This window comes from Solirubrobacter soli DSM 22325, assembly GCF_000423665.1.
Lineage (GTDB): Bacteria > Actinomycetota > Thermoleophilia > Solirubrobacterales > Solirubrobacteraceae > Solirubrobacter > Solirubrobacter soli.
In genome coordinates, this window is the sequence record NZ_AUIK01000026.1 from 122,590 (window position 1) to 145,568 (window position 22,979).

A 22,979-nucleotide genomic window follows, 5' to 3' on the forward strand; every position below is an offset into this window, starting at 1 on the left:
GAGGGAGAGGGACGTGAGACGAACGGGTTTGGTCCTGCTGTCGGCGCTGGCGGTGCTGCTCGGAGCGGCATCCAAAGCCAGCGCGGCGCCCTACACGGCCGACAAGGCCGTGAAGATCAACGTGATGGGCGAATGGGCCCATCCGGACGACGACACGAGCATCATCGGCCCGTGCGGCGTGTGGCATCAGCGTTACGGCGTCAAGTGCGGGATCATCATGGTCACCCGCGGCGAGGGCGGCGGCAACGCCGTCGCGTCGGAGATCGGCCCGGCGCTCGGTCTGCGCCGTGAGAACGAGGATCGCGTCGCCCACTTCCGCTCGGGCACGGTCGACATCTTCAACCTCGATCGCGTCGACTTCTTCTACAACCAGAGCGCGCCGCTGACGCAGTCGTTCTGGGGCCAGGACGAGACGCTGCGCCGGGTCACGCGGATCATCCGCATGACGCAGCCGGACATCTACATCGGCTTCACGCCGACGCTCGGCGCCGGCCACGGCAACCACCAGCAGGCCGGCCGCTACATCTGGGAAGGCATCAAGGCCGCGGCCGACCCGACCATGTTCCCGGAGCAGCTGACCGGGCCGAACGCGCTCTCGACCTGGCAGGTCAAGAAGGCGTTCTCCGGCGGCGCGACCGCCGGCACCGGCGGCACCACGACCGCCGCGGACTGCACCACGGGCTTCACGCCCACGGGCCTCGACAACGTCGCGGGCGTGTGGACGGGCTACGACTCGCCGTACCTGTGGCCGGCCGGCAACGTCCAGGGCCGCCCGGCGGGCACGCCGAAGATCTGGGCGCAGGTCGCCTCCGAAGGCGCTTCCGCCTACCCGACGCAGAGCCGCGTTATGCAGATGGGCACGATCGCGCCCGGCTGCTCGCGCTTCGGCATGACCAACAACTTCGTGCCGTTCCAACCCAACGTCAACGCGGACGGCTCGGCCAACGCCAACGCCGGCAAGGACGACGCGATCCTGTACGGCGCGACCGTCGCCGACAAGGGCGGGCTGCCGCTGGGCACGCTCGAGTACCTGACGTTCAACCGCTTCTACAACGCGCCCGGCGTGCCGTTCACGGCGACGCTGAACGTGAAGGCGCCGGCGGGGACGACGATCCCGGCGGGCACCGCGACGCTCAACGTCCCGGCGGGCTGGACCGCTGACGCGGCCAAGACCGTTCCCGCCACCGACGGCTCGGGCCAGACGGTGACCTTCAACGTGACGCCGTCGGCGACCGCCGCGGTGAACACGAACTTCAAGATCTCGGCCACGTGGACCGTGGGCACCGCCTCCGGCTACACCGACCAGGTCGTGCGCGTGGTCTCCCCCGTCGAGGGCCGCTTCCAGCGCTGGGGCAACTGGCTCGAGTACGACAACTGGACCGAGAACACGGCTCCGTCGGCGCGTCGCCTCGGCCGCTCGGCCGCGATCCAGACGGTCGCGGTCGGCACGTCCTTCACGCTGCCGGTCATCGTCCACAACTGGACCGACGCGCCGCAGAGCGGCAACGTCACCCTGACGCTGCCCGCCAACGTGACCGCCGACGCCGTGACCAAGCCGTACACCAACCTCGCCCCGGGCGCGGACGCGACGGTCAACTTCACCGTCTCCAACTCGTACACGAACGCGACGCTGCCCACCACGGCGACGCCCGCGGACTCGCAGAACGGCAACGTCAACGTGCGCATCACGACCACGTTCGGCGCCAACGGGACCGGGTTCGAGGACCTGACGCTCGGCATCGTCCCGAAGACGACGATCCCGGCGGCCGCCGGGGCGCCGACGATGGACGGCCAGGAGGGCGCGGGCGAGTATTCGGGCGAGGCGCTCGAGATCGGCCGCAAGTGGGAGCCCGGCGGCTCGACCCGCAACTGCTCGCCGCTCGGCGTGGACTGCGGCTCCTCCTCCGCCACGGGCACCGCGAACAGCACGTACGCCAAGGTCACCCGCTCCGGCGAGGACCTCTACTTCTTCATCCACGTCAAGGACGACTTCCAGTCCTACGCGGTCAAGCCGGAGGAGTGCGTCGGCCACTGGCTCGCGGACTCGGTGGAGATCATCATCGACCCGCGCGGGAACGCGTCGCAGGTGCTCAAGGACACCGCGAACACGTTCAAGCTCGGCATCTTCCCGTTCACCAACGACCCGTCGAACTTCAACGGCAACGGCGTCAACGGGCCGTGCTGGGCGCGTGACGCGGACAACCACCAGGGCTTCTCGACCGGGCCGCTGGCGGCGAACGTCTCCGACGCCCCGAACGCCCCCGGCGTGGTCGTGAAGTCGACGGCGACCTGGGTCGGCTCCAACTCGACGACCGTGCCGCACGGCTACGGCGCCGAGGGCGGCTACAACCTCGAGGTCAAGATCCCGCTGGCGGACCTGCCGGCCGCGGTCGACCCCAACAACATGGGCCTGAACATCACGCCCTACGACGAGGACGACACCTCGGCCGCGGGCACGACGACGCTGCGCCACATCGACCAGAGCACCCGCATGGCCTGGTCGACGTTCGGCAGCGTGCAGTCCGACCCGTACCGCTGGGGCAAGGCGATCATGGCGGGCTACACGCCGCCGGCGAACCTGCCGACGACGCCGCCCGCGCCGAACGTGTCGAACCCGAACCTGAACGGGATCGACTCGCCGCAGACGATCGCCCAGTCGGCCCGCAGCGGCGTGCCGATCTCCGGTCGCGTGCCGGCGCCGGCCAGCCGTGGCATCACCGTCAACAGCGCGGTGCTCAAGACCGGCTCGGTCGACATCGACATCGACGCCGCCGGCCCGGGCACGCTGCACGCGTTCCTGTACGACGGCGAGAAGGGCTACATCCCGGTGTTCAACTCGAGCTGCGCGGCGAGTGGCACCGCCGATGACGGCCTGTCGGCCTGCGCGCTGACGGATGGCTCGATCCCGGCCTGGTCGCCGGACATGAGCGGCCGCGTCGTGACCGACGTCAAGAAGACGATCACCGCCGGCCACCAGGTCATCTCGCTCCCCGTGAGCGAGGCCGGCGCGGCGAAGATCTCGAGCGGCGGCTCCGCGCTCGTGGCCTTCCAGACGACGCAGGACGAGGTCCAGGCGTTCGATGCGCCGATCACCTCGGTGAGCGGCGGCGTCGGCGGCACGGTGCCGGCCACGCTCTCGCTGTCGATGGGCGCACCGGCCGCGTTCGGGGCGTTCACGCCGGGTGTCGCGAAGGACTACTTCGCCACCACCACCGCCACGGTCATCTCGACCGCCGGTGACGCCGCACTGAGCGTCGCCGACCCGAGCGCCGTCAACACCGGCAAGCTCGTCAACGGGTCCTTCGCCCTGCAACAGACGTTGCAGGCCGGCACGGGCGGCACCTACGCGCCGATCCCGGCCACCGTGAAGACCTGGAACGCGCCGACGTCCAACGAGTCGGTGGCGATCGGCTTCAAGCAGTCGATCGGTCAGAACGAGGCGCTGCGCACGGGGACGTACAGCAAGACGCTGACGTTCACGCTGTCGACGACCACGCCGTAGAGGGGTCCCAACCGCGGAGGGGCCGGCCGCGCCGCGGCCGGCCCCGCCGCACGGCGTCATCCGGTTCGGATGATGCACACACCGCGTCTGAGTGCGCAGGATGCACCATGCGCAGGGGTCGTTCTGGTCTTCTGAGTCTCGTCGCAGCGGTGTTCTTCTCCGCCGCGGCGTTCCCGGCCGTCGCGGCCGCGGGGATCACGGCCACGGGAGCGACCATCGACGGCGTCGCGAGCACGTCGGCGCCGGCCGGCAGTGTCATGGACGCGAGCGTGACCGCCAACGTCACGGCCACGACCTGGCGGGCGACCCGGGTCCGCTTCGGCAGCGAGCCCCCGGTCTGCGCCGGTCACGACAACGAGAGCTCAGGGATCGGGCGGCACGCGGCGTTCAGGGTCACCGCACCTGGCGACCCCGGCAACTATGACGTGACGTTCACGCCCTACGCGGATGACGACTGCGCAGGCACCGCGGGGACGCCGTACAGGCTCGTGGACGGCCTGCGCGTCACCACGCCCGCCGCCAACCCGAACCTGCCGCCGCGCTGCGGGATCAACGTGATGCTGGTGCTCGACGAGTCGGGCTCGATCGCCTCGTCCGGGCAGACCGAGACCGTCAAGAACGCGACCCGCGCGTTCCTGACCGCGCTCGCGGGCACCGGGGCGAAGGTCTCGATCGTCGACTTCAGCTCGTCGGCCGCGCGTCCGGTGCCCTATACGACGGTGACGGTGGACACGATCTCCAGTGTCTTCAACCCGTACCTGGCGACCGGCTACAAGCCGAACGGCTACACCAACTGGGAGGCCGCGTTCGGCGAGGTCCGCGCCGCCAACGACCTCGGCCCGCTCGCCGACCTGGTCGTGTTCATCACCGACGGCGACCCGACCGCGCGCAACACGGCCACCGGCGTGCAGACCGGCCTGCCCGACGGCGACGTGCGTGCGATGCGCCCGGCGGCGATCCAGGCCGACCTGGTCAAGGGACAGGGCTCGCACGTGTTCGCGATGGGCGTCGGCGCGGCGGTGACCAAGCCCGCGAGCGCGAGCAGGCTCACCGCGATCTCCGGCTTCGACAGCTTCCCGGAGACGGCGTTCGAGTCGGCGGACTACACGCTCGTGCAGAACTTCGACGACCTTGCCGCGGCGCTGCGGCAGATCGCCGTCGCGCTGTGCGAGGCATCGGTCACGGTCACCAAGCTCGTCGACGAGGGCGACGGCGTCTTCCGGCCCGACCCCGGGTGGGAGTTCTCAGCGTCGGTGTCGATGAGCGACGGGAGGTACGCCTGGGTGCAGCCGGCGCCGCCACCCGATCGCGGCGAGCGAAAGCAGGTGACCAACGACGACGGGATCGCGACGTTCCAGTGGAAGCCGACGGACTCCACCGCGACCAGCACCGTCACCCTCGAGGAGACGCTCAAGGCGGGCTATGCCTTCGTCGACGCCACGTGCGCGACCGCCGCGCCGACCCGCACCGGGACCCGCATCATCAAGCGCACGACCTCGCCGACCCCGCGTGCGACAGCGGTCATCGGGCCGAACCAGTACGCGAGGTGCACGGTCCGCAACCGGATCATCCCGGGCACGATCGAGATCGAGAAGGCGGCGACCCCGCAAGGCGCGAAGGCCTTCGAGTTCACGGGCTCGGGGCCGCTGGGCGACTTCACCCTCGTCGACAGCGCGGCCGATCCGGCCGCGGCGTCGAAGATCTTCGCCAACCTGCCGCCCGGCACCTACACCGTGAGCGAGCGCGTGCCGGTCAACTGGGCGCTGACGAGCATCACCTGCTCAGACCCCGCGGTGCTGATCGCGGGCGCGCAGGTGACGATCACGATCGGGCCCGGCGACTCGGTCGTCTGCACCTACCACGACCTGCGCACCAACCCGCCGTTCCCGACGCCGACGCCGACGCCGACGCCAACACCGACCCCGACAACGACGCCCACGCCGCAGCCCAGCGTCTCGCCCACGCCGACCGCGACGGCGACGCCCGGGCCGACGGTGAGCCCGACGCCGACCCCTGACCAGGGCGGCACCGAGGGCGCGTCGGACACCAACGCGACCGAGCTCGAGATCGTCAAGACCGCGCCGGAGGTCGCCGCCGTCGGGCAGACGGTGCGCTTCTCACTGAAGGTCACGAACACCGGCGACGTGGCGGCGACCGGCGTCCAGGTCGCCGACATCCCGCCCGCCGCGGTGGCGTTCACCTCGCTCAAGACCGACACGCCCTACCGCCGCGTGCGCGGCAACGCGGTCTGGCGGATCGGGACGTTGGACCCGGGCGAGTCGCGCACCGTCCACGGCAGCGTCGTGATCAAGGCGGGCAGCCCGGGGCTCAAACGCAACATCGCCGCCGCGACGGCGAGCAACGCGCACCTTGTCGACGACCACGCGGACACGCGCATCTACGGGCCGCGACCGGGCCAGGGAGTCGCCTGCGTGGCGGTCGCGCGGCTGCGCTGCTAGGTGTCCAACAGCCCGTGCAGGTACTCGCCGTAGCCGCTCTTGACGAGCGGCTCGGCGACCGCCCGCAGGCCGGCGTCGTCGATGAAGCCTTCGCGCCAGGCGATCTCCTCCGGGGAGCCGATCTTCAACCCCTGGCGCTCCTCGATCACGCGCACGAACTCGGCGGCCTGCATCAGTGAGACGAACGTGCCGGTGTCCAACCACGCGGTCCCACGGCCGAGCACGGCGACCTGCAGCTTGCCGCGCTCGAGGTACTCGCGGTTGATGTCCGTGATCTCGAGCTCGCCGCGCGGGCTCGGCTTAATCGACTGCGCGATCCGGACCACGTCGTTGTCGTAGAAGTACAGGCCGACGACCGCGAAGCGCGAGCGCGGGCGCTCCGGCTTCTCCTCGATCGAGAGCGCCTGCATCCGCTCGTCGAACTCGACGACGCCGTAGCGCTCGGGGTCCGCGACGTGGTAGGCGAAGACGGCGCCGCCGTCGGGATCGGTGTAGCCCTTGAGCTGGTTCCCGAGGCCGTAGCCGTAGAAGATGTTGTCGCCCAGGACCATCGCCACGGGCCCGTCGCCGATGAAGTCGGCGCCGATGATGAAGGCCTCGGCCAGCCCGCGCGGCGCGTCCTGGACCGCGTACTCGATCCGGCACCCCCATTGGCTGCCGTCGCCCAGCAGGCGCTGGAACTGGCTCTGATCCTCAGGGGTCGTGATGACCAGGATCTCGCGGATGCCCGCCTGCATCAGCGTCGTCAGCGGGTAGTAGATCATCGGCTTGTCGTACACCGGCATGATCTGCTTGGAGATGCCCTTGGTGATCGGGTACAGGCGAGTTCCCGATCCTCCGGCAAGCACGATGCCTCTCACGGCGCGGCAGTCTATTGCGGCCGATCAGTTTGCGGATTGAAAGCGGTCTAAACGGTGATGACCGACACCGCCTACCTCGAGCTCGTCGAACCGTTCCGGCGGGAGCTGCACGCGCACTGCTACCGGATGCTCGGTTCCGTCGAGGACGCCGAGGACGCGCTCCAGGACGCCCTGCTGCGGGCGTGGCGGGGCCTGGCGCGCTTCGAGGGCCGCAGCTCGGTGCGCACGTGGCTGTACAAGGTGGCGACGAACGCCTCGCTCGACGTCGCCGCCCGGCGAGCGTCCCGCGCGCTTCCGACCGACCACGTCGGCCCCGCCGAGGTCCACGCGGTGCCGGGGCGACCGCTCGAGGAGTCGGTGTGGATCGAGCCCTACCCGCACGAGGAGCCGGAGGGCCTCGCCGGGCCCGAGGCGCGCTACGAGCGGCGGGAGAGCGTCGAGCTCGCGTTCGTCGCGGCGACGCAGTTCCTCCCACCGCGTCAGCGCGCGGTCCTCCTGCTCCGCGACGTGCTCGGGTTCTCCGCGCGCGAGGTCGCGGACGTGCTCGACATGTCGGTCGCCTCCGCGAACAGCGCGCTCGGCCGCGCGCGGCGCACGCTCGAGAGCCGGCTGCCCCAGGAGAGCCAGCAGACCGCGGCGCGGGGGCTCGGAGACACGCGGCTGCGGGCCCTCGTCGAGCGGCTGGTCGACGCGATGGAGCGCAGCGACGTCGACGCGGTCGTGGCCGAGCTGACCGCGGACGCCACCTGGTCGATGCCGCCCGACTCGACGTGGTATCGCGGCGAGGCGCTGCGCGCGTTCCTGGTCGAGTGGCCGCTGACGAACCAGTGGCGCCACCTGCCCGCCCGCGCCAACGGCCAGACGGCGATCGGTTCCTACATGTGGGAGCCGGCGGCGGGGCTCTTCCTCCCGGAGGCGCTCGACGTCTACACGATCCGAGGCGACCGGATCGCCGCGGTGACGGCGTTCAAGACCAAGGGGATCTTCCCGCGCTTCGGCCTTCCGGAAGAGATTCGCGAGTAGCGATCACTTTGGCGTCGCGGGCCGGTCAACCCTGGCATGGACCAATTCGCCACGCTGTTCATCGCCACCCGCAACGTCGAGCGCGTCTGCCGCTACGAGATCCCCGCCGGCCGCTCCTGGGCGCGCACCTGGCTGCGCGTGCCGATCAAGGTGCCGAGCAGGCCGATCACCAAGGCGGCGAGGACGCCGAGGCCCGCGAACGCCCACGCGCCGTCCTTCCCGCCCAGCCCGAGCGGGCCGAGCAGGTAGCCCTGCCAGTCGAGCCAGCCCGCGGCGGTGTTCGTGACCAGGCCCCAGCCGATCGCCGAGCCGGCGACGACCAGCGTCAGCGGCAGCAGGCGGACGTCGCCGTAGCGGCCGGCGGGGTCGAAGAGCTCGGGCTCGGCATAGGGGGCGCGGCGCAGCGCCACGTCGGCGAGCATCACGCCGCACCAGGCCGCGATCGGCACGCCGAGGGTGATCAGGAAGCCCTGGAACTGCGCGAGGAAGTTGTCGGTGAAGAAGACGACGTAGATCGTGCCCGCGACCATGATCACGCCGTCGACGCCCGCCGCCAGGAAGCGCGGGATCGGCAGGCCGGCGGAGAGCAGCGCGAGCCCTGAGGAGTAGATGTCCAGGACCGCGCCGCCGATCAGGCCCAGCACCGCCGTGATCGCGAACGGCACCAGGAACCACGTCGGCAGCAGCGTCGTCAGCGCGCCGATCGGGTCGAGCGCGATCGCGTCCGAGAGCTTCTGCGACGACCCGGCGAGCAGCAGGCCGAAGATCACGAGGATGACCGGGCCGACGGCGCCGCCGAACGTCGTCCAGCCGAACACGCCGCGCCCGGACGCGTTGCGCGGCAGGTAGCGGGAGTAGTCCGCGGCCGCGTTCACCCACCCCAGCCCGAAGCCCGTCATCACGAACACGAGCGCGCCGATCTGCTCCTGCGTGGAGCCCGCCGGGCGCGCCGAGACGACGCTCCAGTGGATCTCGTCGGCGACCAGCAGCATGTAGACGACGGTCAGCACCCCCGCGATCACGGTGATCGCGGCCTGCAGGCGCATCACGACGTCGAAGCCCGCCACGCCCGCGGCCACGGTGATCGCGGACACCACGACCAGCGCGACGACCTTGGTCCCGTCTCCCCCGCCCCAGCCGAGCTCCTTGAAGACCGTCGCGGTGGCCAGCGTCGCCAGCACCACCAGCACCGTCTCCCAGCCGACCGTCAGCAGCCACGAGAGCGCGGACGGCAGCCGGTTCCCACGCACGCCGAACGCCGCGCGCGAGAGCACCATCGTCGGCGCCGACCCGCGCTTGCCCGCCAGCGCGATCACGCCGCACAGCGAGAAGGACACGACGATGCCGACCACGCCCGCGAGCACCGCCTGCCAGAACGAGATCCCGAACCCGAGGATGAACGCGCCGTAGGAGACCCCCAGCACGGAGATGTTCGAGGCGAACCAGGGCCAGAACAGCGAGCGCGGCTCCCCTTGGCGCTCGCTCTCGGCGATGACGTTGATCCCGTTGAGCTCCACGCCGCGGGGCGCGCGCTCGGCGGGCAGGTGCTCGACGGCGCTCATTGCGCCACGACTGTACGCCTGCGCGCGGTCAGACCTTGCTCAGCTTGTCCTTCATCCACCAGGCCTTGGCGGGGAAGTCCGTCAGCACGTGCAGGTGGGAGACCTGCCCACCGCCCTTGACGTACCACTCGAGCCACAGCTGGATCAGCTCTTCGGTGTCCGTGCCGTGGGCGATGCGCCGCTCCAGCGCCTTCGTCACCTGGTCGCTGGTGCGTCCTGTCAGCGCGATGTCGTGGGTCGGCTCTGAGCCTTGCAGCTCCGGCGAGTTGTAGGCCGGATGATCGCGCGGCGCGAACTCCTGGCCGTAGACGAGCGTGACGATGTACCCCTTGAGCAGATTCCCGAGGACCTCCGCGGCCTTGGGGTTCGTCTTGGCGTGGAACTTCTCGATCTGGTCGCGCGGCGGGATCGCCGTCGTGAACTGGTAGCGGAGCTCGTCGACCCAGAGCTTGTTGAAGGTCTCCGGAAGCGTGGTCGACGCCGGTGCCGTTCCCGTGTACAGGCCGCCGAGCGCGGACTTCTCGGTGCGCACGGCCGAGAACACCGGGATGTCCGCCGGCGTGCCGTTGAAGAGGATGTACTCGACCGGGTTGCCCTGCGCGCTCTTGATCTCCTGGCTGACGATCTTCGCGACCGCCTTCGTGAGCGGCGACTCGCCCTCGGCGTGCGCGAAGTCGTTGTCGTGCTTGGTGCCCTTCATCTCGATCTCGACCCGCAACGGGAAGCCCGTCGCCTCGAAGTACAGCTGGCCGTACGGCCGGACCTGCGCCAGGAATTCGGTGAGCGTGATGAAGCGGCTCGTCGGACTCTGCGTGCGCAGGATCTGCTTGATGCGGTCAGCGGTCACCTGGTGGACCTCGGTCGTCTCGGCGAGCGTGTTCTCCGCGGTCTGACGGATCTGGTTGAGCTGCTCCTTGATCCGTCCTTCGTGGGTGAGGATCGGGACGCGGTCCTGTGACAGGAAGACGTCGCACTCGACGCCGTCGAGCCGCGGGACCGGCGGCTTCGTGCTCGACTCCACGTGCGTCGTCTCGTCGAGCGCGGCCTTGAACGCGTCCGGGGAGTTCTCCGCGGGTCGGGTCGTCCGGCGCTGGTCGGCCTGGGCGATCAGCCCGCCCATCGTGCGGTTGGTGGGGCCGCTGCCGCGGTGCGCCACGACCGAGACGCCCGGCCGTGTGGCCATCAGGCGCCGGATCTCCCGCAGCTTGCCGAGGTTCTGACCGTGCACGTCTTTGAGCCCGTCGGCGCCCTTCGATGTCCCCGCCGCGGTGACGAGCGCGTGGCCCAACGGACCGAAGCTCGAAACGGCGTCGTAGCCGACCCACATGCCGTGCACGTCGCCCGACAGCAGCACGCTGAACGCGTCGAGACACGCCTGGCACTCGATCAGCAGCTTCTGGTCGTCGCGCTTGTCGGCCGGCCGGGACGCGTATTCGACCACCGGGCCGAACTTGTCGAGCAGCTTCTTGGCGGCGGTCTGGGTCGCCGCGAGCCGCTGCAACTTCTCGTTCAGCTGGCCGACGATCCGGTTGAGCTTGCGCCGCCCTCTGCTCGTCGGCTCGTCACCCGCCGTCGGAGCGATCTGCGCGAGGCGCTGATCGATGTTCTTGACCAGTTCCTCCTTGGTGGTGAACGTGATGTCCGGACCCTCCGCGAGCTTCTTCAGCGCGTACGGAACCGCCTTCTCGGGCTCGACGGGACCCCCCAGGCGGCCGGCGATCAGCTTCTGCAAGTCGACGTCCTTGAGCGTCGTCGCGATCTCGGACGGCGGCACGACCCGTCTGGCCGTGGTCTGCTCGACGAACTGGCGCTGGACCCAGCGCGTCGCGGCCTGGTTTCCGGCCGTTCCCTGGAGCGCCAGCAGCGGATGACGCACGGGCGCGGTATCCGGGACGGTCGACCGCGGCCGCCGGGGTTCCTCCACGACCCCGCGCTCGTACTCCATGGCGCGACGCTAGTCGCATCAGGAGCGTCTGTCACCGGACGAAGTCCGGTCTGTCGCGACGCGGACATGTCCGACGTGACCGGGTGGTTCGCAGCGCGCGGGCTAGGATCGCTCCTCTACATGGGCGCCGCGCTCGGAACGCGGCCGTCGCTCTACTCCACGGCGGTCGGCAAGAAGTACGTCATGGCCATCTCAGGGTTCATCCTGATGGGCTTCGTCCTGCTGCACATGGTCGGCAACTTGAAGTTCTACTTCGGGGAGTCGGCGCTGGACACATACAGCCACTGGCTGCGCGAGATCGGCGAGCCGGCGCTGCCGCGCGCGACGATGCTGTGGGCCGCGCGGATCCTGCTACTGGTGGCGGTGGCCGCGCACATCCACGCCGCCTACGCGCTGACGATGATCAACCGGCGCGCGCGGCCGGACGCATACCGCTCCAAGCGCGACTACGTGGTCGCCAGCTTCGCCAGCCGGACGATGCGCTGGACGGGGATCATCGTCGCGCTGTTCATCGTCTTCCACCTGCTCGACCTCACCTGGGGGCCGGCGAACCCGGACTTCGTCGAGGGCGACCCGTACCACAACCTGATCGCGAGCTTCGAGCGCACACCGGTCGCGCTGATCTACATCGTGGCCAACCTCGCGCTCGGCCTGCACCTGTTCCACGGCGTCTGGAGCATGTTCCAGAGCCTCGGCCTGCGGATTCCGCGCCAGCGGACGATCGCGACCGTGTTCGCCGTCGTGATCGTCGTCGGCAACGTCTCGTTCCCGCTGTCGGTGATGCTCGGAGTGGTGAATTGATCGAGCTCGAGTCGATGATCCCGCCGGGCTCGATCCAGCGGGCCTGGGACAACCATCGCTTCACCGTCCGGCTGGTCAACGCGTCCAACAAGCGGCGCTTCAAGGTCATCGTCGTGGGAACGGGCCTCGCCGGTGCCTCCGCCGCCGCCACGCTCGCCGAGCTCGGCTACGAGGTCCAGGTCTTCACGTTCCACGACTCGCCGCGGCGGGCGCACTCGATCGCCGCCCAGGGCGGCATCAACGCCGCCAAGGACTACCGCAACGACGGCGACTCGATCTTCCGGCTCTTCTACGACACGATCAAGGGCGGCGACTTCCGCAGCCGCGAGGCCAACGTGTACCGGCTGGCGCAGGTCTCGAACGAGATCATCGACCAGGCGACCGCGCAAGGCGTCCCGTTCGCGCGCGAGTACGGCGGGCTGCTCGACAACCGCTCCTTCGGCGGCGCGCAGGTCTCGCGCACGTTCTACGCGCGTGGGCAGACCGGGCAGCAGCTGCTGCTCGGCGCGTACCAGGCGATGATGCGCCAGGTCGCCGCCGGCAAGGTGCAGCTGCACACGCGCACGGAGATGCTCGACGTCGTGGTCTCGGACGGCGTCGCCCGCGGGATCGTCACGCGCAACCTCCTGACCGGCGAGGTGCAGAGTCATTCCGCCCACGCGGTCGTGCTCGCCACCGGCGGCTACTCCAACGCGTTCTTCCTGAGCACCAACGCCAAGGCGTCCAACGCCACCGCGATCTGGCGCGCCCACAAGCGCGGCGCCGCGTTCGCGAACCCCTGCTTCACGCAGATCCACCCGACCTGCATCCCGCAGTCCGACGACACGCAGTCCAAGCTGACGCTGATGAGCGAGTCGCTGCGCAACGACGGCCGCATCTGGGTCCCGATCAAGGTCGGCGACGACCGCGCGCCGAACAAGATCCCCGAGGCCGAGCGCGACTACTTCCTCGAGCGCCGCTACCCGGCGTTCGGCAACCTCGTCCCGCGTGATGTGGCATCGCGCGCCGCGAAGGCGATGATCGACGAGGACCGCGGCGTCGGCGCCCGCCGCAACGGCGTCTACCTCGACTTCGCCGACGCCATCAACCGGCTCGGGATGGACGTCATCCGCGCCAGGTACGGGAACCTCTTCCAGATGTATGAGCGGATCACCGGCGAGGACCCGTACCAGGTTCCGATGCGCATCTACCCCGCTCCGCACTACACGATGGGCGGCCTGTGGGTCGACTACGACCTGATGACCACGGTGCCCGGGCTGTACGCGATCGGCGAGGCGAACTTCTCCGACCACGGCGCGAACCGGCTCGGCGCCTCCGCCCTGATGCAGGGGCTCGCGGACGGCTACTTCATCCTGCCGGTGACGATCGGCGACTTCCTGGCGCCGCTGCTGGGAACCGCGCCGCTGGACACCTCGCATGAGGCGTTCGCGGAGGCCGAGGCCACGGTGCGCGACCGGGTCTCGCACTACCTGCGCGCCGAGGGCGAGCATTCCGTCGACTGGTTCCACCGCGAGCTCGGCAAGATCCTCTGGGAGGCGTGTGGCATGGCCCGCAACGGGCCGGGCCTCGAGCACGCGATGGCCGAGATCGCCAAGCTGCACGATCGCTTCAAGGTGGGCGTGAAGGTCCTCGGCGACGAGGAGTCCTTGAACCAGTCGCTGGAGAAGGCGGGCCGCGTCGACGACTTCTTCGAGGTCGCCCAGCTGATGTGCCGCGACGCGCTGCACCGCGAGGAGTCCTGCGGCGGGCACTTCCGCGAGGAGCACCAGACGCCCGATGGCGAGGCGCTGCGCGACGACGACCGCTTCGCCTACGTGGCGGCGTGGGAGTACACGGGGGGCGAGCCGATCCTGCACAAGGAGAACCTGACCTTCCAGCACGTGCGGCCGTCGCAGAGGAGCTACGCATGAAGCTGACGCTGCGCGTGTGGCGCCAGGCCGGCCCGGACGTCGAGGGCGACTTCGAGACCTACGAGGTCGACGATGTCACCCACGAGATGTCGTTCCTGGAGCTGCTGGACTCGCTCAACGAGAAGCTCGTCGGCGAGGGGCGCGAGCCGGTCGCGTTCGACAGCGACTGCCGCGAAGGGATCTGCGGCTCGTGCGGGCTGATGATCGACGGCCAGGCCCACGGCCCGCAGCGCGGCACCGCCACATGCCAGCTGCACATGCGCCGCTTCAACGACGGTGACGTCGTGACCGTCGAGCCGTGGCGCGCGGCGGGCTTCCCGCTCGTCAAGGACCTCGTCGTCGACCGCGGAGCGTTCGACCGCATCATCGAGTCGGGCGGCTTCATCACCGCGCCTACGGGGTCCGCCCCGGACGCGAACCTGATCGCGGTCCCGAAGGCCGATGCCGACCGCGCGATGGACGCCGCCGCCTGCATCGGCTGCGGCGCCTGCGTCGCCGCGTGCCCCAACGGCGCGGGCCAGCTCTTCACGGCCGCCAAGCTCGCCCACCTGAACCTGCTCCCGCAGGGCCAGCCCGAGCGCGGCAAGCGCACGCTCGCGATGGTCGGGACGATGGAGGAGTACTTCGGCTCCTGCACCAACCACCAGGAGTGCTCGGCCGCCTGCCCGAAGGAGATCAGCATAGATTTCATCGCGATGCTCAATCGCGACTTCCGCAAGGCGCGGCTCTCGTGAACGCCGCCCAGATCGACCGCCTGATCGCCTCCGTTCCCAAGGGGATCGAGGAACGCCACCGCAAGCGCGTCATGGGGTACGCATGGACGGCCCGCCGCGTCGACGCCCGCATCACCACGCTCCGCGGCGACCTCGAACGCGCGCTGCGAGCCGTCGACGACGCCGCGGCGCGCGGCCAGGGCGACATCGCCGCCGATCGCGCGCTGCAGCTGGCGCAGGAGCTCGAGTCGCTGGAGCGCGTGCAGCCGCGCGTGGACTCCTGGCTGCGGGTGGCCGTCGGCGCCGTCGCCGACGACCCGGGCCTCGAGCCCTTCGGCGAAGGCCCGGCATAACTTAAAGGGGCCTGACCCCTTTAAGTGCGCGGCGGGATGTGGTGGCTGCCGACGAAGAGGTCGGTGGCGTCGTAGCGGGCCTTGACCTCGCGAAGCATGTCCCACGTGGCGGGCTCGAAGAAGCGGCTCGCGTCCGCCGGCACCTCGACGAAGTTCGGGTAGTGGCCGGCGCGGTGCGGGAGGACGGTGGCGTCGATGTCAGCGAGCGCGAGGCGGACGGCCGCGTCGGACTCGGCGTTGACGACGACGCCCAGCGCCATCATGCAGATCTCGCCCGGGAGCGTCGCCCGCGCGCCTGCCTCGGGCGTCTCGCGCGCCAGCGCGCCGCCCATGTGGCGCAGCTGCAGGATCGTGACGCCGGACTCGGGACCGGAGGAGGCGACCAGCGTCTCGATCGTCTCGGGCGAGAGCCCGTCCAGGAGCTGGTGGGTGAGGTGGAACGGCACCGGGTCGAGCGGGTCCATCGCGAGATCTGAGAGCGCGACCGGCGGGACCATCGCGAACGTGTCACGCACGGGGCGCAGGTCGCGCAGCGGCCACAGGAGGTCGCGACCGTCGGCCTGATTGCCGAGGAACGCGCCCATCACGACCGCGAACGAGCGGCCGCGGGCGAAGGCCGGGACGTCCGGGATCGGCGGGAAGTGCATGATCGACGCCCAGGTCATCATCTCGTCCGGCAGCGAGGGCAGCAGCTCCACCCACGTCTTCAGCACGGCGGACGCGTGCGACATCGGGAAGAACATCGCGCCGGCGTAGAGCTCGTCGACCTCGAAGACCTCGAACTCGATCGCGGTCACCACGCCGAAGTTCCCGCCGCCGCCGCGCAGCGCCCAGAACAGGTCGGGGTGGTGCTCGGCGTCGGTGCGGACGAGCCGACCGTCGGCCGTGACCAGCTCGAACGCGGTCACCGCGTTGGCCTGCATGCCGTACTTGCGCGACAGCCAGCCGATCCCGCCGCCGAGCGAATAGCCGGCGACGCCCACGTCGGGCGAGGAGCCGTGCAGCCCCGCCAGGCCGTACGCCGACAGGCGCGGGACAACGCGCTCCCACTTGGCGCCGGCGCCCACCCGCACCAGCTTGGCGCCCGGGTCGACGTGCACCTCCTGCAGCCGGCTGACGTTGAGCAGCAGCGTCTGCTCGAGGCCGCCCAGCGGGCCCTGGTTGTGTGCGGTCGCCTGGGGCGCGATGCGCAGGCCCGCCTCGCGGGCGTAGTCGACCGCCGCGACGACCTCGTCGGCGTCGGCGGGGAAGGCGATGGCAGCGGGGTGCTGGTCGAGCAGGAGGTTGAAGGCCGAGCGGGCGTCGTCGTAGGTCGGGTCGCCAGGGAGAACGAGGGAGTCGATGGCTTCAGGCGCGGTGAGCATGTCGCCGATGGTCGGGATTCCGGGCCCCGGCGTCGATCCCGCGATCAGGGGTGAGTCGCGCCCCGGCCACCCCCGCGTTTCAGGGGGGTTCGGCGATCCACCCCGAGCGGTGAAGCTAGCCGCATCGCCCGGTGCGCATGGCGTCCGTAGGGTCGCCGCATGCCAGCGAACGGCCTCTCCCGAGCAGTGCGAAGGATCGAGGCGCTCGCCGCCGAGCGTCTCCCTGCCCAGAGCCTGATCGAGGGCGTGGCGGACGAATTGTGCGCGGCGATGCCGATCGACGCGCTGATCGTCGCGGCGACCGACCCCGACACGCTGCTCGGCATCGGCGCCGGCGTCGTCCGCAACATGCCGCAGAGCATGTGCAAGCCGTTCTGGGAGTACGAGTTCGAGGTCCCCGACTTCAACAAGTTCAGTGACATCGCCCGCGCGCCGCGGCCGGTCGCCGACCTGCACGCCGCGACGGGCGGCCGCCCGCAGCGCAGCGCCCGCTGGCGCGAGCTGCGCACGCACATGGACGCCGACGCGGAGCTGCGCGCGACGTTCAACGCCGGCGGCCGCGGCTGGGGCCTCGTGCAGATCAATCGCGCCGACACGAGCACGGGATTCACCGAGGACGAGATCGCGTTCGTCGAGACGATCGCCCCGATCCTCGGGCGAGCGCTGCGACTGGCGCTGATCTCCTACCCCGCGCACGGCACCGCCGTCCGCGGCCCCGGGATGGCGATCCTCGACGCCTCCAACCACCTCGCCTCCGCCACCCCGGAAGCGCTCGCCTGGCTCGACGACCTCGAGTCGATCTACCGCCTCCGCGGACAGGGACTCGACGGCGACCTGCCGAGCGAGATCACCGTCGCCGCCGCCGAGGCCCGCGCTCGCGGCGGAGCCTCACGCACCCGCGTGCGCACCCGCGCCGGCCTCTGGCTGCTCATCCACGCCTCCTGCCTGCAGGGCGCCGCCGAAGGCGAGGTCGCCGTGGTCATCGAGCCGGCCAAGGCGAGCGAGGTCGCCCCGCTGATCGTCGACGCCTACGAGCTCACGCCGCGCGAGGTGGACGTCACCCGCGCGCTCTCCCGCGGGCTGTCGACGAACGAGATCGCCCACGAGCTGCACCTCTCCCGCTACACGATCCAGGACCACCTCAAGGCCGTCTACGAGAAGACGGGCGTCTCGAGCCGCGCCGAGCTGGTGGCGAAGATGTTCGCCGACCACCACCACGAGGTCCTGCGCGGCGCGATCCACGCCGCGGCGTAGCTTCATCGGGACCTGCGACAGTCGGGGGATGCACAGGCCTGAGGCGACGGTGATCGGGCTCGTCGGCGGGACGGGCGACCTCGCGCGGCGGATGGTGATCCCCGGGTGCTTTCACCTGATGGTCGCCGAGCTGCTGCCGGAGCAGTGCCGAATCGTGGGGCTCTCGCTCGACGATCTCGATGACGACGGGTTCAAGGACGTCGTGCACGAGTCGTTGAAGGAGCACGCGCGGGTCGAGCTCACCGACGAGGCGTGGGAGCGGTTCGCCGCGATGCTGTCGTTCGGGCACGACGACTTCGCGGGCGCGATCGGCGCCGCCGAGCGGGAGCTGGGCGGCTCGCCGCGACGGCTCTTCCACCTCGCGGTCCCGCCCTCGGCGGCCGCGGCGGTCGTGCGGTCGATCGATCAGGCCGGGCTGGCCGATCGCGAGCGGACGCGGGTGATCCTGGAGAAGCCGTTCGGGACCGACCTCGACTCGGCGCGGACCCTCAATGCCGATCTGCACGAGGTCTTCGACGAGGCGCAGATCTTCCGCATCGACCACTTCCTCGGCAAGGAAGGGCTGCAGAACATCCTCGCCCTGCGCTTCGCGAACGCGTTCGTGGAGCCCGTGTTCGACCGCGACCACGTCGACTCGATCCAGATCGACGTCCCCGAGCAACTGACGATCGAGGGGCGCGCCGGCTTCTATGAGCAGACCGGCTGTCTGAAGGACATGGTCACGACCCATCTGCTCCAGGTGCTCGGGTTCGTCGCCATGGAGCCGCCGGTCTCGCTCGAGCCCGACGCGCTGCGCGATCGCACGGGCGGAGTGTTCCAGTCGATGCGGCCGATCGATCCGCGCGAGGTCGTCTACGGGCAGTACGACGGGTATCGCTCCGAGCCGGGCGTCGCGGCGGACTCGACCGTCGAGACGCTCGTCGCCGCCCGCGTCGAGATCGACTCGTGGCGGTGGGCGGGCGTGCCGATCTTCCTCCGGACCGGCAAGGCGATGGCGGTGTCGCGCGAGACGGTGACCGTCGTCTTCAAGGAGCCGCCGATGCGGCTCTTCGCGCGCGCCGAGGGCGTGCGCGACGCGCGCAACGCGCTGCGGTTCGAGCTCCACGACCCGCCCGCGATCACGCTCGAGTTCCTCGGCAAGGAACCGGGGCCGGAGCTCGTCGTCGAGGAGTCCTCGCTCGACTTCGGCGTGCGTGCCGCCGACCGCGACAAGCTCCTGGCGCCGTACGAGCGCCTCTTCCACGACGCATTGATCGGCGACCAGACGTTGTTCACGCGAGCGGATGGCGTCGAGCGCGTTTGGGAGGTCGCGGCGCCGCTGCTGGCCGCGCCGCCCAGTGTCCAGCCGTACGCGCAGGGCAGTTGGGGGCCGGACGCCGCCGAGCGGCTCACCGGCCGTCGCGGGTGGGAGCTCTCGCGCTCGACCCCCGGACGACCAGGCGGGTCGGGAGCGTGACCTCGCGCGGGGCGTCCGGGTCCAACAGCATGCGGGCGGCGTGGGCGCCTTTGGCGATGTGGTCCTGGTGGACCGTCGTGAGATCGCTCGCCGCTGCTTCGGGCAGGTCGTCGAAGCCGGTCACCGCGATGTCGCCGGCTCTCAGGGCGCCGCGGGCGAGCTGGTCGGTGATGCACAGCAGCGCGGTGGGTGGGTCGGGCGTCGCCAGCAGTTCCTGGGCGGCGCTGCGTCCGTCCTCGATCGTGTTGCCCGCGCACTCGAACACGGGGACGCCCCCGAGGCCTGCGTCGTCGTAGCCCTTCAGGCGCTCGCGGGAGACGGCGAACGTCGCGGCGTAGCGGCGTCGCGCGTCCGCAAGACCGCGCACGTCGTCGTCGAGCAGGCGGTCGACGAGGACCGCGACCCGACGGTGCCCCTGCGCGAGCACGTGCTCGGCGACGGCGCGCGCGCCGCCCCGGTCGTCGATCCGCACGACCGGCTCGCCGGGCGGGGCGTCCATGTCGACCCGCACGATCGGCAGCCGGCGCTCGACCGCCGCCCGGACCGCGGCGTGCTCGGGCGGGAGCGAGAAGACGATCACCCCGTCGACGGCGCTCCCGCGCACGGCGGCGAGCGCACCCGCCCCGGGCGGCGCCCCCTCCCCGCGCGGCGGGACCGGGAGCAGCGTCAGGGCCACGTCGGCGTTCTCGGCCGCCGAGGCCACGCCGCGCAGGAACAGGACCGCGCCAGGGTCGTCGAACGCGTACGAGAGCTTCTCGGTGAAGAGGACGCCGATCGCACCCGTTCGGCCGCGGCGCAGTGAGGCCGCGAGCGGGTCGGGTCCGGCGTAGCCGACCTCGCGCGCCGCCGCGAGGACGCGGGCCCGCGTCTCATCCGAGAGCCGGTTGGGTTGGTTGTAGGCGTAGGAGACCGTCGAGCGGGAGACGCCCGCGGCGCGGGCGACGTCGAGCAGCGTGGGTCGGTTTCGCGACATCGTTCGTTGTGAATCGTTCCACACGGCGCTAGGTTGCGCCTTGTGGATCGATTCACACGTGATCGTATCGCCGTCACCGCGGTGTTCGCGGGCAACGGTCTGCTGTTCGCCTCGCTCTTCTCGCGGTTGCCCGAGGTGCAGACGCGGCTGCGGCTCGACGAGGGCGCGCTGGGCCTCGCACTGCTCGCCGCGCCCGTCGGGCTGATCGCCGCGGTCGCGCTCTCCGGCCCGCTCGTCACGCGGCACGGGTCGCGGATCGTGGCGGCCGTCGGCGCCGCCGGCTATGCGGGCCTGCTCTTCCTCCCGGCGGTCGCCCCGAGCATGGCCGCGCTCGCACTCGCCCTGTTCGCCCTCGGCGCGGCGAGCGGCGCACTCGACGTCGCGATGAACACCCAGGGGATCGCCGTCGAAGCCCGCGCCCCGCGCCGGATCTTCGCCTCCCTGCACGCCGGCTTCTCGTTCGGCGCGCTCGCGGGCGCCGCGTCGGCGGGGCTGATCGCCCACGCCGGCGTCCCGCTCACCGCGCACTTGGTCGGCGTGGGCGCGCTCGTCGCGGGGGCGATGGCCGTCGCGATCCGCCGGTTCACCCCGGACGGGACGAGCCGCGCCCGCCAACCGGCGCGCGGCGGCGAGCCGGCGCGCGGCGGCGAGGCGCCCCGCGGCGCCGAGCCGGCACGCGGCGCCGAGCCGGCACGCGGCGGCCAACCGGCACGCGGCGGCCAACCGGCACGCGGCGGCCAACCGGCAGGCGGCGGCGAGGCGCCCTGCCGCGGCAGCTTCGCCCGGCCGTCGCCGGCGTTGCTCGGCCTCGGGGCGGTCGCGTTCTGCGTGCTGCTCGCCGAGGGCGCGCTCAACGACTGGAGCGCGGTCTATCTCTCGCGTGTCCACGGCGCCGCGGCCGGGACGGCGGCAGCGGGGCTCGCGGTGTTCTCGCTGACGATGGGGTTCGCACGGCTCGCCGGCGACCGGCTGGCGACGGCCTTCGGCTCGCGTGCCGTCGCGCGCGGTGGGTTGCTCGGCGGGGCGCTGGCGTTCGTCGCGGCGGCGGCCGCGCCGAGTGCGGTCACGGCGATCGTCGCGTTCGGTACGCTCGGCCTCGGCCTCGCGTCGGTCTACCCGCTGACGATGCGGACGGCCGCTGCGCAGCCCGGCGTCCCGGCAGGGGTGGCGATCGGCGCGGTGACGACGCTCGGATACGTCGGCTTCCTGCTCGGCCCGCCGGCGGTCGGGCTGCTCGCCCACGCGAGTTCGCTGCGCGTCTCGCTGGCCGCGGTCGGGGGACTCTGCCTGCTCGCCGCCCACCTCGCGCGCGGGGTGACCGATGAGTCGAGCCGCCGGGCGCGGTCCCAACATGCATGGGAGTGCCGACCACCCGCACCGTCCAGCGGACGTATCTCATCCTGACGCTCGGGAACACGCTCGCCGCGTCGTTCATCTGGGGGATCAACACGATCTTCCTGCTCGACGCGGGGCTGTCGAACCTCGAGGCGTTCGCCGCCAACGCGTTCTTCACGGCGGGGATGGTGATCTTCGAGGTACCGACCGGGATCGTGGCGGACACGATCGGGCGGCGGGCGTCGTACCTGTGGGGGACGGTCACGCTCACGCTCGCGACGTTGCTGTACGTGTGGCTGTGGGACGTCCGCGCCGCGTTCTGGCTGTGGGCACTGGCGTCGCTCGGGCTCGGGCTCGGCTTCACGTTCTTCTCCGGCGCGGTCGAGGCGTGGCTGGTCGACGCGCTGCACGCCACCGGCTTCACCGGCGAGTTGGAGACCGTGTTCGGTCGCGGGCAGATCGTCGGCGGCGCGGCGATGCTCACCGGCTCGCTCCTCGGCGGCGTGCTCGCCAAGCAGATCAGCCTCGGCTTCCCGTTCGTCCTGCGCGCAGCCGTTCTCGCGGTGATGTTCGTCGTCGCGTGGGTGCTGATGCGCGACATCGGCTTCACGCCCGAGCGCCGCGGCGGCCCGCTCACGGAGATGCGCGCGATCGCCCGCGCCTCGATCGAGAACGGCTGGCGGGTGCCGCCGGTTAAGTGGCTGATGGTGCAGGGTCTCGTCACCGGCGGGGTAGGGATCTATGGCTTCTACGCGCTCCAGCCGTACCTGCTCGAGCTCTACGGCGACCCGCACGCGTACGTCATCGCCGGCCTGTCGGCGGCGATCGTGGCGGGCGCGCAGATCCTCGGCGGCATCAGCGCGCCGCGAATCCGCGCCCGCTTCAAGCGCCGCACCTCCGCCCTGCTGCTGGTCGCGCTGCTGAGCGCGCTGACGCTGCTGGCGCTCGGCCTGCTCGAGCACTTCTGGGCCGCGATCGCGATCGCCGTCGTGTGGGCGCTGCTGTTCGCGGCGACCGTCCCGATCCGCCAGGCCTACCTGAACGCGCTGATCCCGTCGCGGGAGCGCGCGACGATCCTCTCGTTCGACTCGCTGACCACCAGCACCGGCGGCGTGTGGGCGCAGCCGGTCCTGGGCCGCGCCGCGGACGCCTGGGGCTACCCGGCGAGCTACCTCATCAGCTCGGCGATCACGCTCGCCGGCATCCCGTTCCTCGCGCGGTCGCGCAAGACGAGCGGCGACTAGGCGCTCTCGCGCTTGAAGACGAGCAGGTGTCCGTCCTTCTCACCGTGCAGCGCCATGTTCGGGAGCAGCTTGTCGAACTCCCACCCTTCTGCGCCGACCTTGTTCAAGCGCTCCTCGAACTCCTTGCGGTCGAACTCCTCGTCCTTGCGCCCGAGGAAGCCGTGGGTCAGCACTTCGGTCCGGTACTCATAGGTCGGCATGTCGCCGAGCGTAACGCGGCACACG

The 22,979-nt window shown here is 71.1% G+C and carries 17 protein-coding genes; 11 read left to right on the plus strand and 6 right to left on the minus strand.

Features of this window, described 5'->3' with window-relative positions; genetic code table 11:
* The first annotated feature begins 13 nt into the window (after window positions 1-13).
* A complete protein-coding gene (locus G569_RS50290; RefSeq protein WP_211233041.1) occupies window positions 14-3,502 on the plus strand; it encodes a PIG-L family deacetylase in 3,489 nt (1,162 codons plus the stop codon).
* Between the two features lie 149 nt (window positions 3,503-3,651).
* Window positions 3,652-5,961: a prealbumin-like fold domain-containing protein gene (locus G569_RS0121270; protein ID WP_028064924.1), complete on the plus strand. Its 2,310-nt coding sequence runs from the start codon at window positions 3,652-3,654 to the stop codon at window positions 5,959-5,961.
* Here the strand turns inward: G569_RS0121270 and rfbA are convergent.
* Window positions 5,958-6,821, minus strand: a complete 864-nt coding sequence (rfbA, locus tag G569_RS0121275) for a glucose-1-phosphate thymidylyltransferase RfbA (RefSeq protein WP_028064925.1) — start codon at window positions 6,819-6,821, stop codon at window positions 5,958-5,960. The two genes, G569_RS0121270 and rfbA, sit on opposite strands and share 4 nt — an antisense overlap.
* A 57-nt stretch (window positions 6,822-6,878) precedes the next feature.
* Here rfbA and G569_RS50295 point away from each other — a divergent pair, with 57 nt between their 5' ends.
* Window positions 6,879-7,844 (plus strand): sigma-70 family RNA polymerase sigma factor, encoded by a 966-nt coding sequence (locus G569_RS50295; RefSeq protein WP_053226751.1) that lies wholly within the window; start codon window positions 6,879-6,881, stop codon window positions 7,842-7,844.
* Window positions 7,845-7,936: 92 nt separating this feature from the next.
* Here the strand turns inward: G569_RS50295 and G569_RS0121285 are convergent, their stop codons facing one another.
* Window positions 7,937-9,406 carry a purine-cytosine permease family protein gene (locus tag G569_RS0121285; RefSeq protein ID WP_053226752.1) on the minus strand — a complete coding sequence of 490 codons (1,470 nt, stop codon included), beginning with the start codon at window positions 9,404-9,406 and terminating at the stop codon, window positions 7,937-7,939.
* A 28-nt stretch (window positions 9,407-9,434) separates the two neighbouring features.
* Window positions 9,435-11,351 carry a glycerophosphodiester phosphodiesterase family protein gene (locus G569_RS0121290; protein WP_028064927.1) on the minus strand — a complete coding sequence of 639 codons (1,917 nt, stop codon included), beginning with the start codon at window positions 11,349-11,351 and terminating at the stop codon, window positions 9,435-9,437.
* Between the two features lie 66 nt (window positions 11,352-11,417).
* On the opposite strand from G569_RS0121290, the gene G569_RS0121295 reads away from it, so the two are divergent.
* The 4 genes from G569_RS0121295 to G569_RS0121310 are packed head-to-tail and all read left to right on the plus strand — an operon-like array spanning window position 11,418 to window position 15,128.
* Window positions 11,418-12,152 carry a succinate dehydrogenase cytochrome b subunit gene (locus tag G569_RS0121295; protein WP_211233042.1) on the plus strand — a complete coding sequence of 245 codons (735 nt, stop codon included), beginning with the start codon at window positions 11,418-11,420 and terminating at the stop codon, window positions 12,150-12,152.
* 14 nt (window positions 12,153-12,166) lie between these two features.
* Window positions 12,167-14,062: a fumarate reductase/succinate dehydrogenase flavoprotein subunit gene (locus tag G569_RS0121300; RefSeq protein ID WP_084285338.1), complete on the plus strand. Its 1,896-nt coding sequence runs from the start codon at window positions 12,167-12,169 to the stop codon at window positions 14,060-14,062.
* Window positions 14,059-14,796 (plus strand): succinate dehydrogenase/fumarate reductase iron-sulfur subunit, encoded by a 738-nt coding sequence (locus tag G569_RS0121305; protein ID WP_028064930.1) that lies wholly within the window; start codon window positions 14,059-14,061, stop codon window positions 14,794-14,796. The genes G569_RS0121300 and G569_RS0121305 overlap by 4 nt, the downstream gene beginning before the upstream one ends.
* Window positions 14,793-15,128 carry a hypothetical protein gene (locus G569_RS0121310; RefSeq protein ID WP_028064931.1) on the plus strand — a complete coding sequence of 112 codons (336 nt, stop codon included), beginning with the start codon at window positions 14,793-14,795 and terminating at the stop codon, window positions 15,126-15,128. Before G569_RS0121305 ends, G569_RS0121310 begins: the two co-directional genes overlap by 4 nt.
* A 20-nt stretch (window positions 15,129-15,148) precedes the next feature.
* On the opposite strand, the gene G569_RS50300 is transcribed toward G569_RS0121310, so the two are convergent.
* Window positions 15,149-16,492, minus strand: coding sequence for an FAD-binding oxidoreductase (locus G569_RS50300; protein ID WP_053226753.1), 1,344 nt, complete (start codon window positions 16,490-16,492; stop codon window positions 15,149-15,151).
* A 159-nt stretch (window positions 16,493-16,651) separates the two neighbouring features.
* Between G569_RS50300 and G569_RS50305 the strand changes: the two genes are divergently transcribed.
* Together G569_RS50305 and zwf are read left to right on the plus strand one after the other, a co-directional pair.
* The gene (locus G569_RS50305; RefSeq protein WP_157592199.1) at window positions 16,652-17,746 is read left to right on the plus strand and encodes a helix-turn-helix transcriptional regulator; all 1,095 of its coding nucleotides are present in this window, start codon (window positions 16,652-16,654) and stop codon (window positions 17,744-17,746) included.
* Between the two features lie 28 nt (window positions 17,747-17,774).
* The gene (gene zwf, locus G569_RS50310) at window positions 17,775-19,202 is read left to right on the plus strand and encodes a glucose-6-phosphate dehydrogenase (protein WP_064750414.1); all 1,428 of its coding nucleotides are present in this window, start codon (window positions 17,775-17,777) and stop codon (window positions 19,200-19,202) included.
* Here zwf and G569_RS0121330 read toward each other — a convergent pair.
* Window positions 19,135-20,175: a LacI family DNA-binding transcriptional regulator gene (locus tag G569_RS0121330; protein ID WP_037498029.1), complete on the minus strand. Its 1,041-nt coding sequence runs from the start codon at window positions 20,173-20,175 to the stop codon at window positions 19,135-19,137. The genes zwf and G569_RS0121330 overlap by 68 nt on opposite strands.
* A gap of 42 nt (window positions 20,176-20,217) precedes the next feature.
* Here G569_RS0121330 and G569_RS50315 point away from each other — a divergent pair, with 42 nt between their 5' ends.
* Complete coding sequence (locus G569_RS50315) at window positions 20,218-21,579, plus strand: MFS transporter (RefSeq protein ID WP_169542211.1); 1,362 nt, start codon at window positions 20,218-20,220, stop codon at window positions 21,577-21,579.
* A complete protein-coding gene (locus tag G569_RS0121340) occupies window positions 21,537-22,754 on the plus strand; it encodes an MFS transporter (protein WP_211233043.1) in 1,218 nt (405 codons plus the stop codon). Before G569_RS50315 ends, G569_RS0121340 begins: the two co-directional genes overlap by 43 nt.
* On the opposite strand, the gene G569_RS0121345 is transcribed toward G569_RS0121340, so the two are convergent.
* Window positions 22,751-22,954 (minus strand): DUF4177 domain-containing protein, encoded by a 204-nt coding sequence (locus G569_RS0121345; RefSeq protein WP_028064934.1) that lies wholly within the window; start codon window positions 22,952-22,954, stop codon window positions 22,751-22,753. The two genes, G569_RS0121340 and G569_RS0121345, sit on opposite strands and share 4 nt — an antisense overlap.
* Window positions 22,955-22,979: the final 25 nt, after the last annotated feature.

Excerpts from the sequence above, each read along its gene's own strand:
- zwf (WP_064750414.1), top strand. The coding sequence starts at position 17,775 with ATGCACAGGCCTGAGGCGACGGTGATCGGGCTCGTCGGCGGGACGGGC.
- G569_RS0121295 (WP_211233042.1), top strand. The coding sequence starts at position 11,418 with ATGTCCGACGTGACCGGGTGGTTCGCAGCGCGCGGGCTAGGATCGCTC.
- G569_RS0121330 (WP_037498029.1), bottom strand. The coding sequence starts at position 20,175 with ATGTCGCGAAACCGACCCACGCTGCTCGACGTCGCCCGCGCCGCGGGC.
- G569_RS0121305 (WP_028064930.1), top strand. The coding sequence starts at position 14,059 with ATGAAGCTGACGCTGCGCGTGTGGCGCCAGGCCGGCCCGGACGTCGAG.
- G569_RS50305 (WP_157592199.1), top strand. The coding sequence starts at position 16,652 with ATGCCAGCGAACGGCCTCTCCCGAGCAGTGCGAAGGATCGAGGCGCTC.
- G569_RS0121290 (WP_028064927.1), bottom strand. The coding sequence starts at position 11,351 with ATGGAGTACGAGCGCGGGGTCGTGGAGGAACCCCGGCGGCCGCGGTCG.
- G569_RS0121285 (WP_053226752.1), bottom strand. The coding sequence starts at position 9,406 with ATGAGCGCCGTCGAGCACCTGCCCGCCGAGCGCGCGCCCCGCGGCGTG.
- G569_RS0121300 (WP_084285338.1), top strand. The coding sequence starts at position 12,167 with ATGATCCCGCCGGGCTCGATCCAGCGGGCCTGGGACAACCATCGCTTC.
- G569_RS50300 (WP_053226753.1), bottom strand. The coding sequence starts at position 16,492 with ATGCTCACCGCGCCTGAAGCCATCGACTCCCTCGTTCTCCCTGGCGAC.
- G569_RS0121345 (WP_028064934.1), bottom strand. The coding sequence starts at position 22,954 with ATGCCGACCTATGAGTACCGGACCGAAGTGCTGACCCACGGCTTCCTC.
- G569_RS50295 (WP_053226751.1), top strand. The coding sequence starts at position 6,879 with ATGACCGACACCGCCTACCTCGAGCTCGTCGAACCGTTCCGGCGGGAG.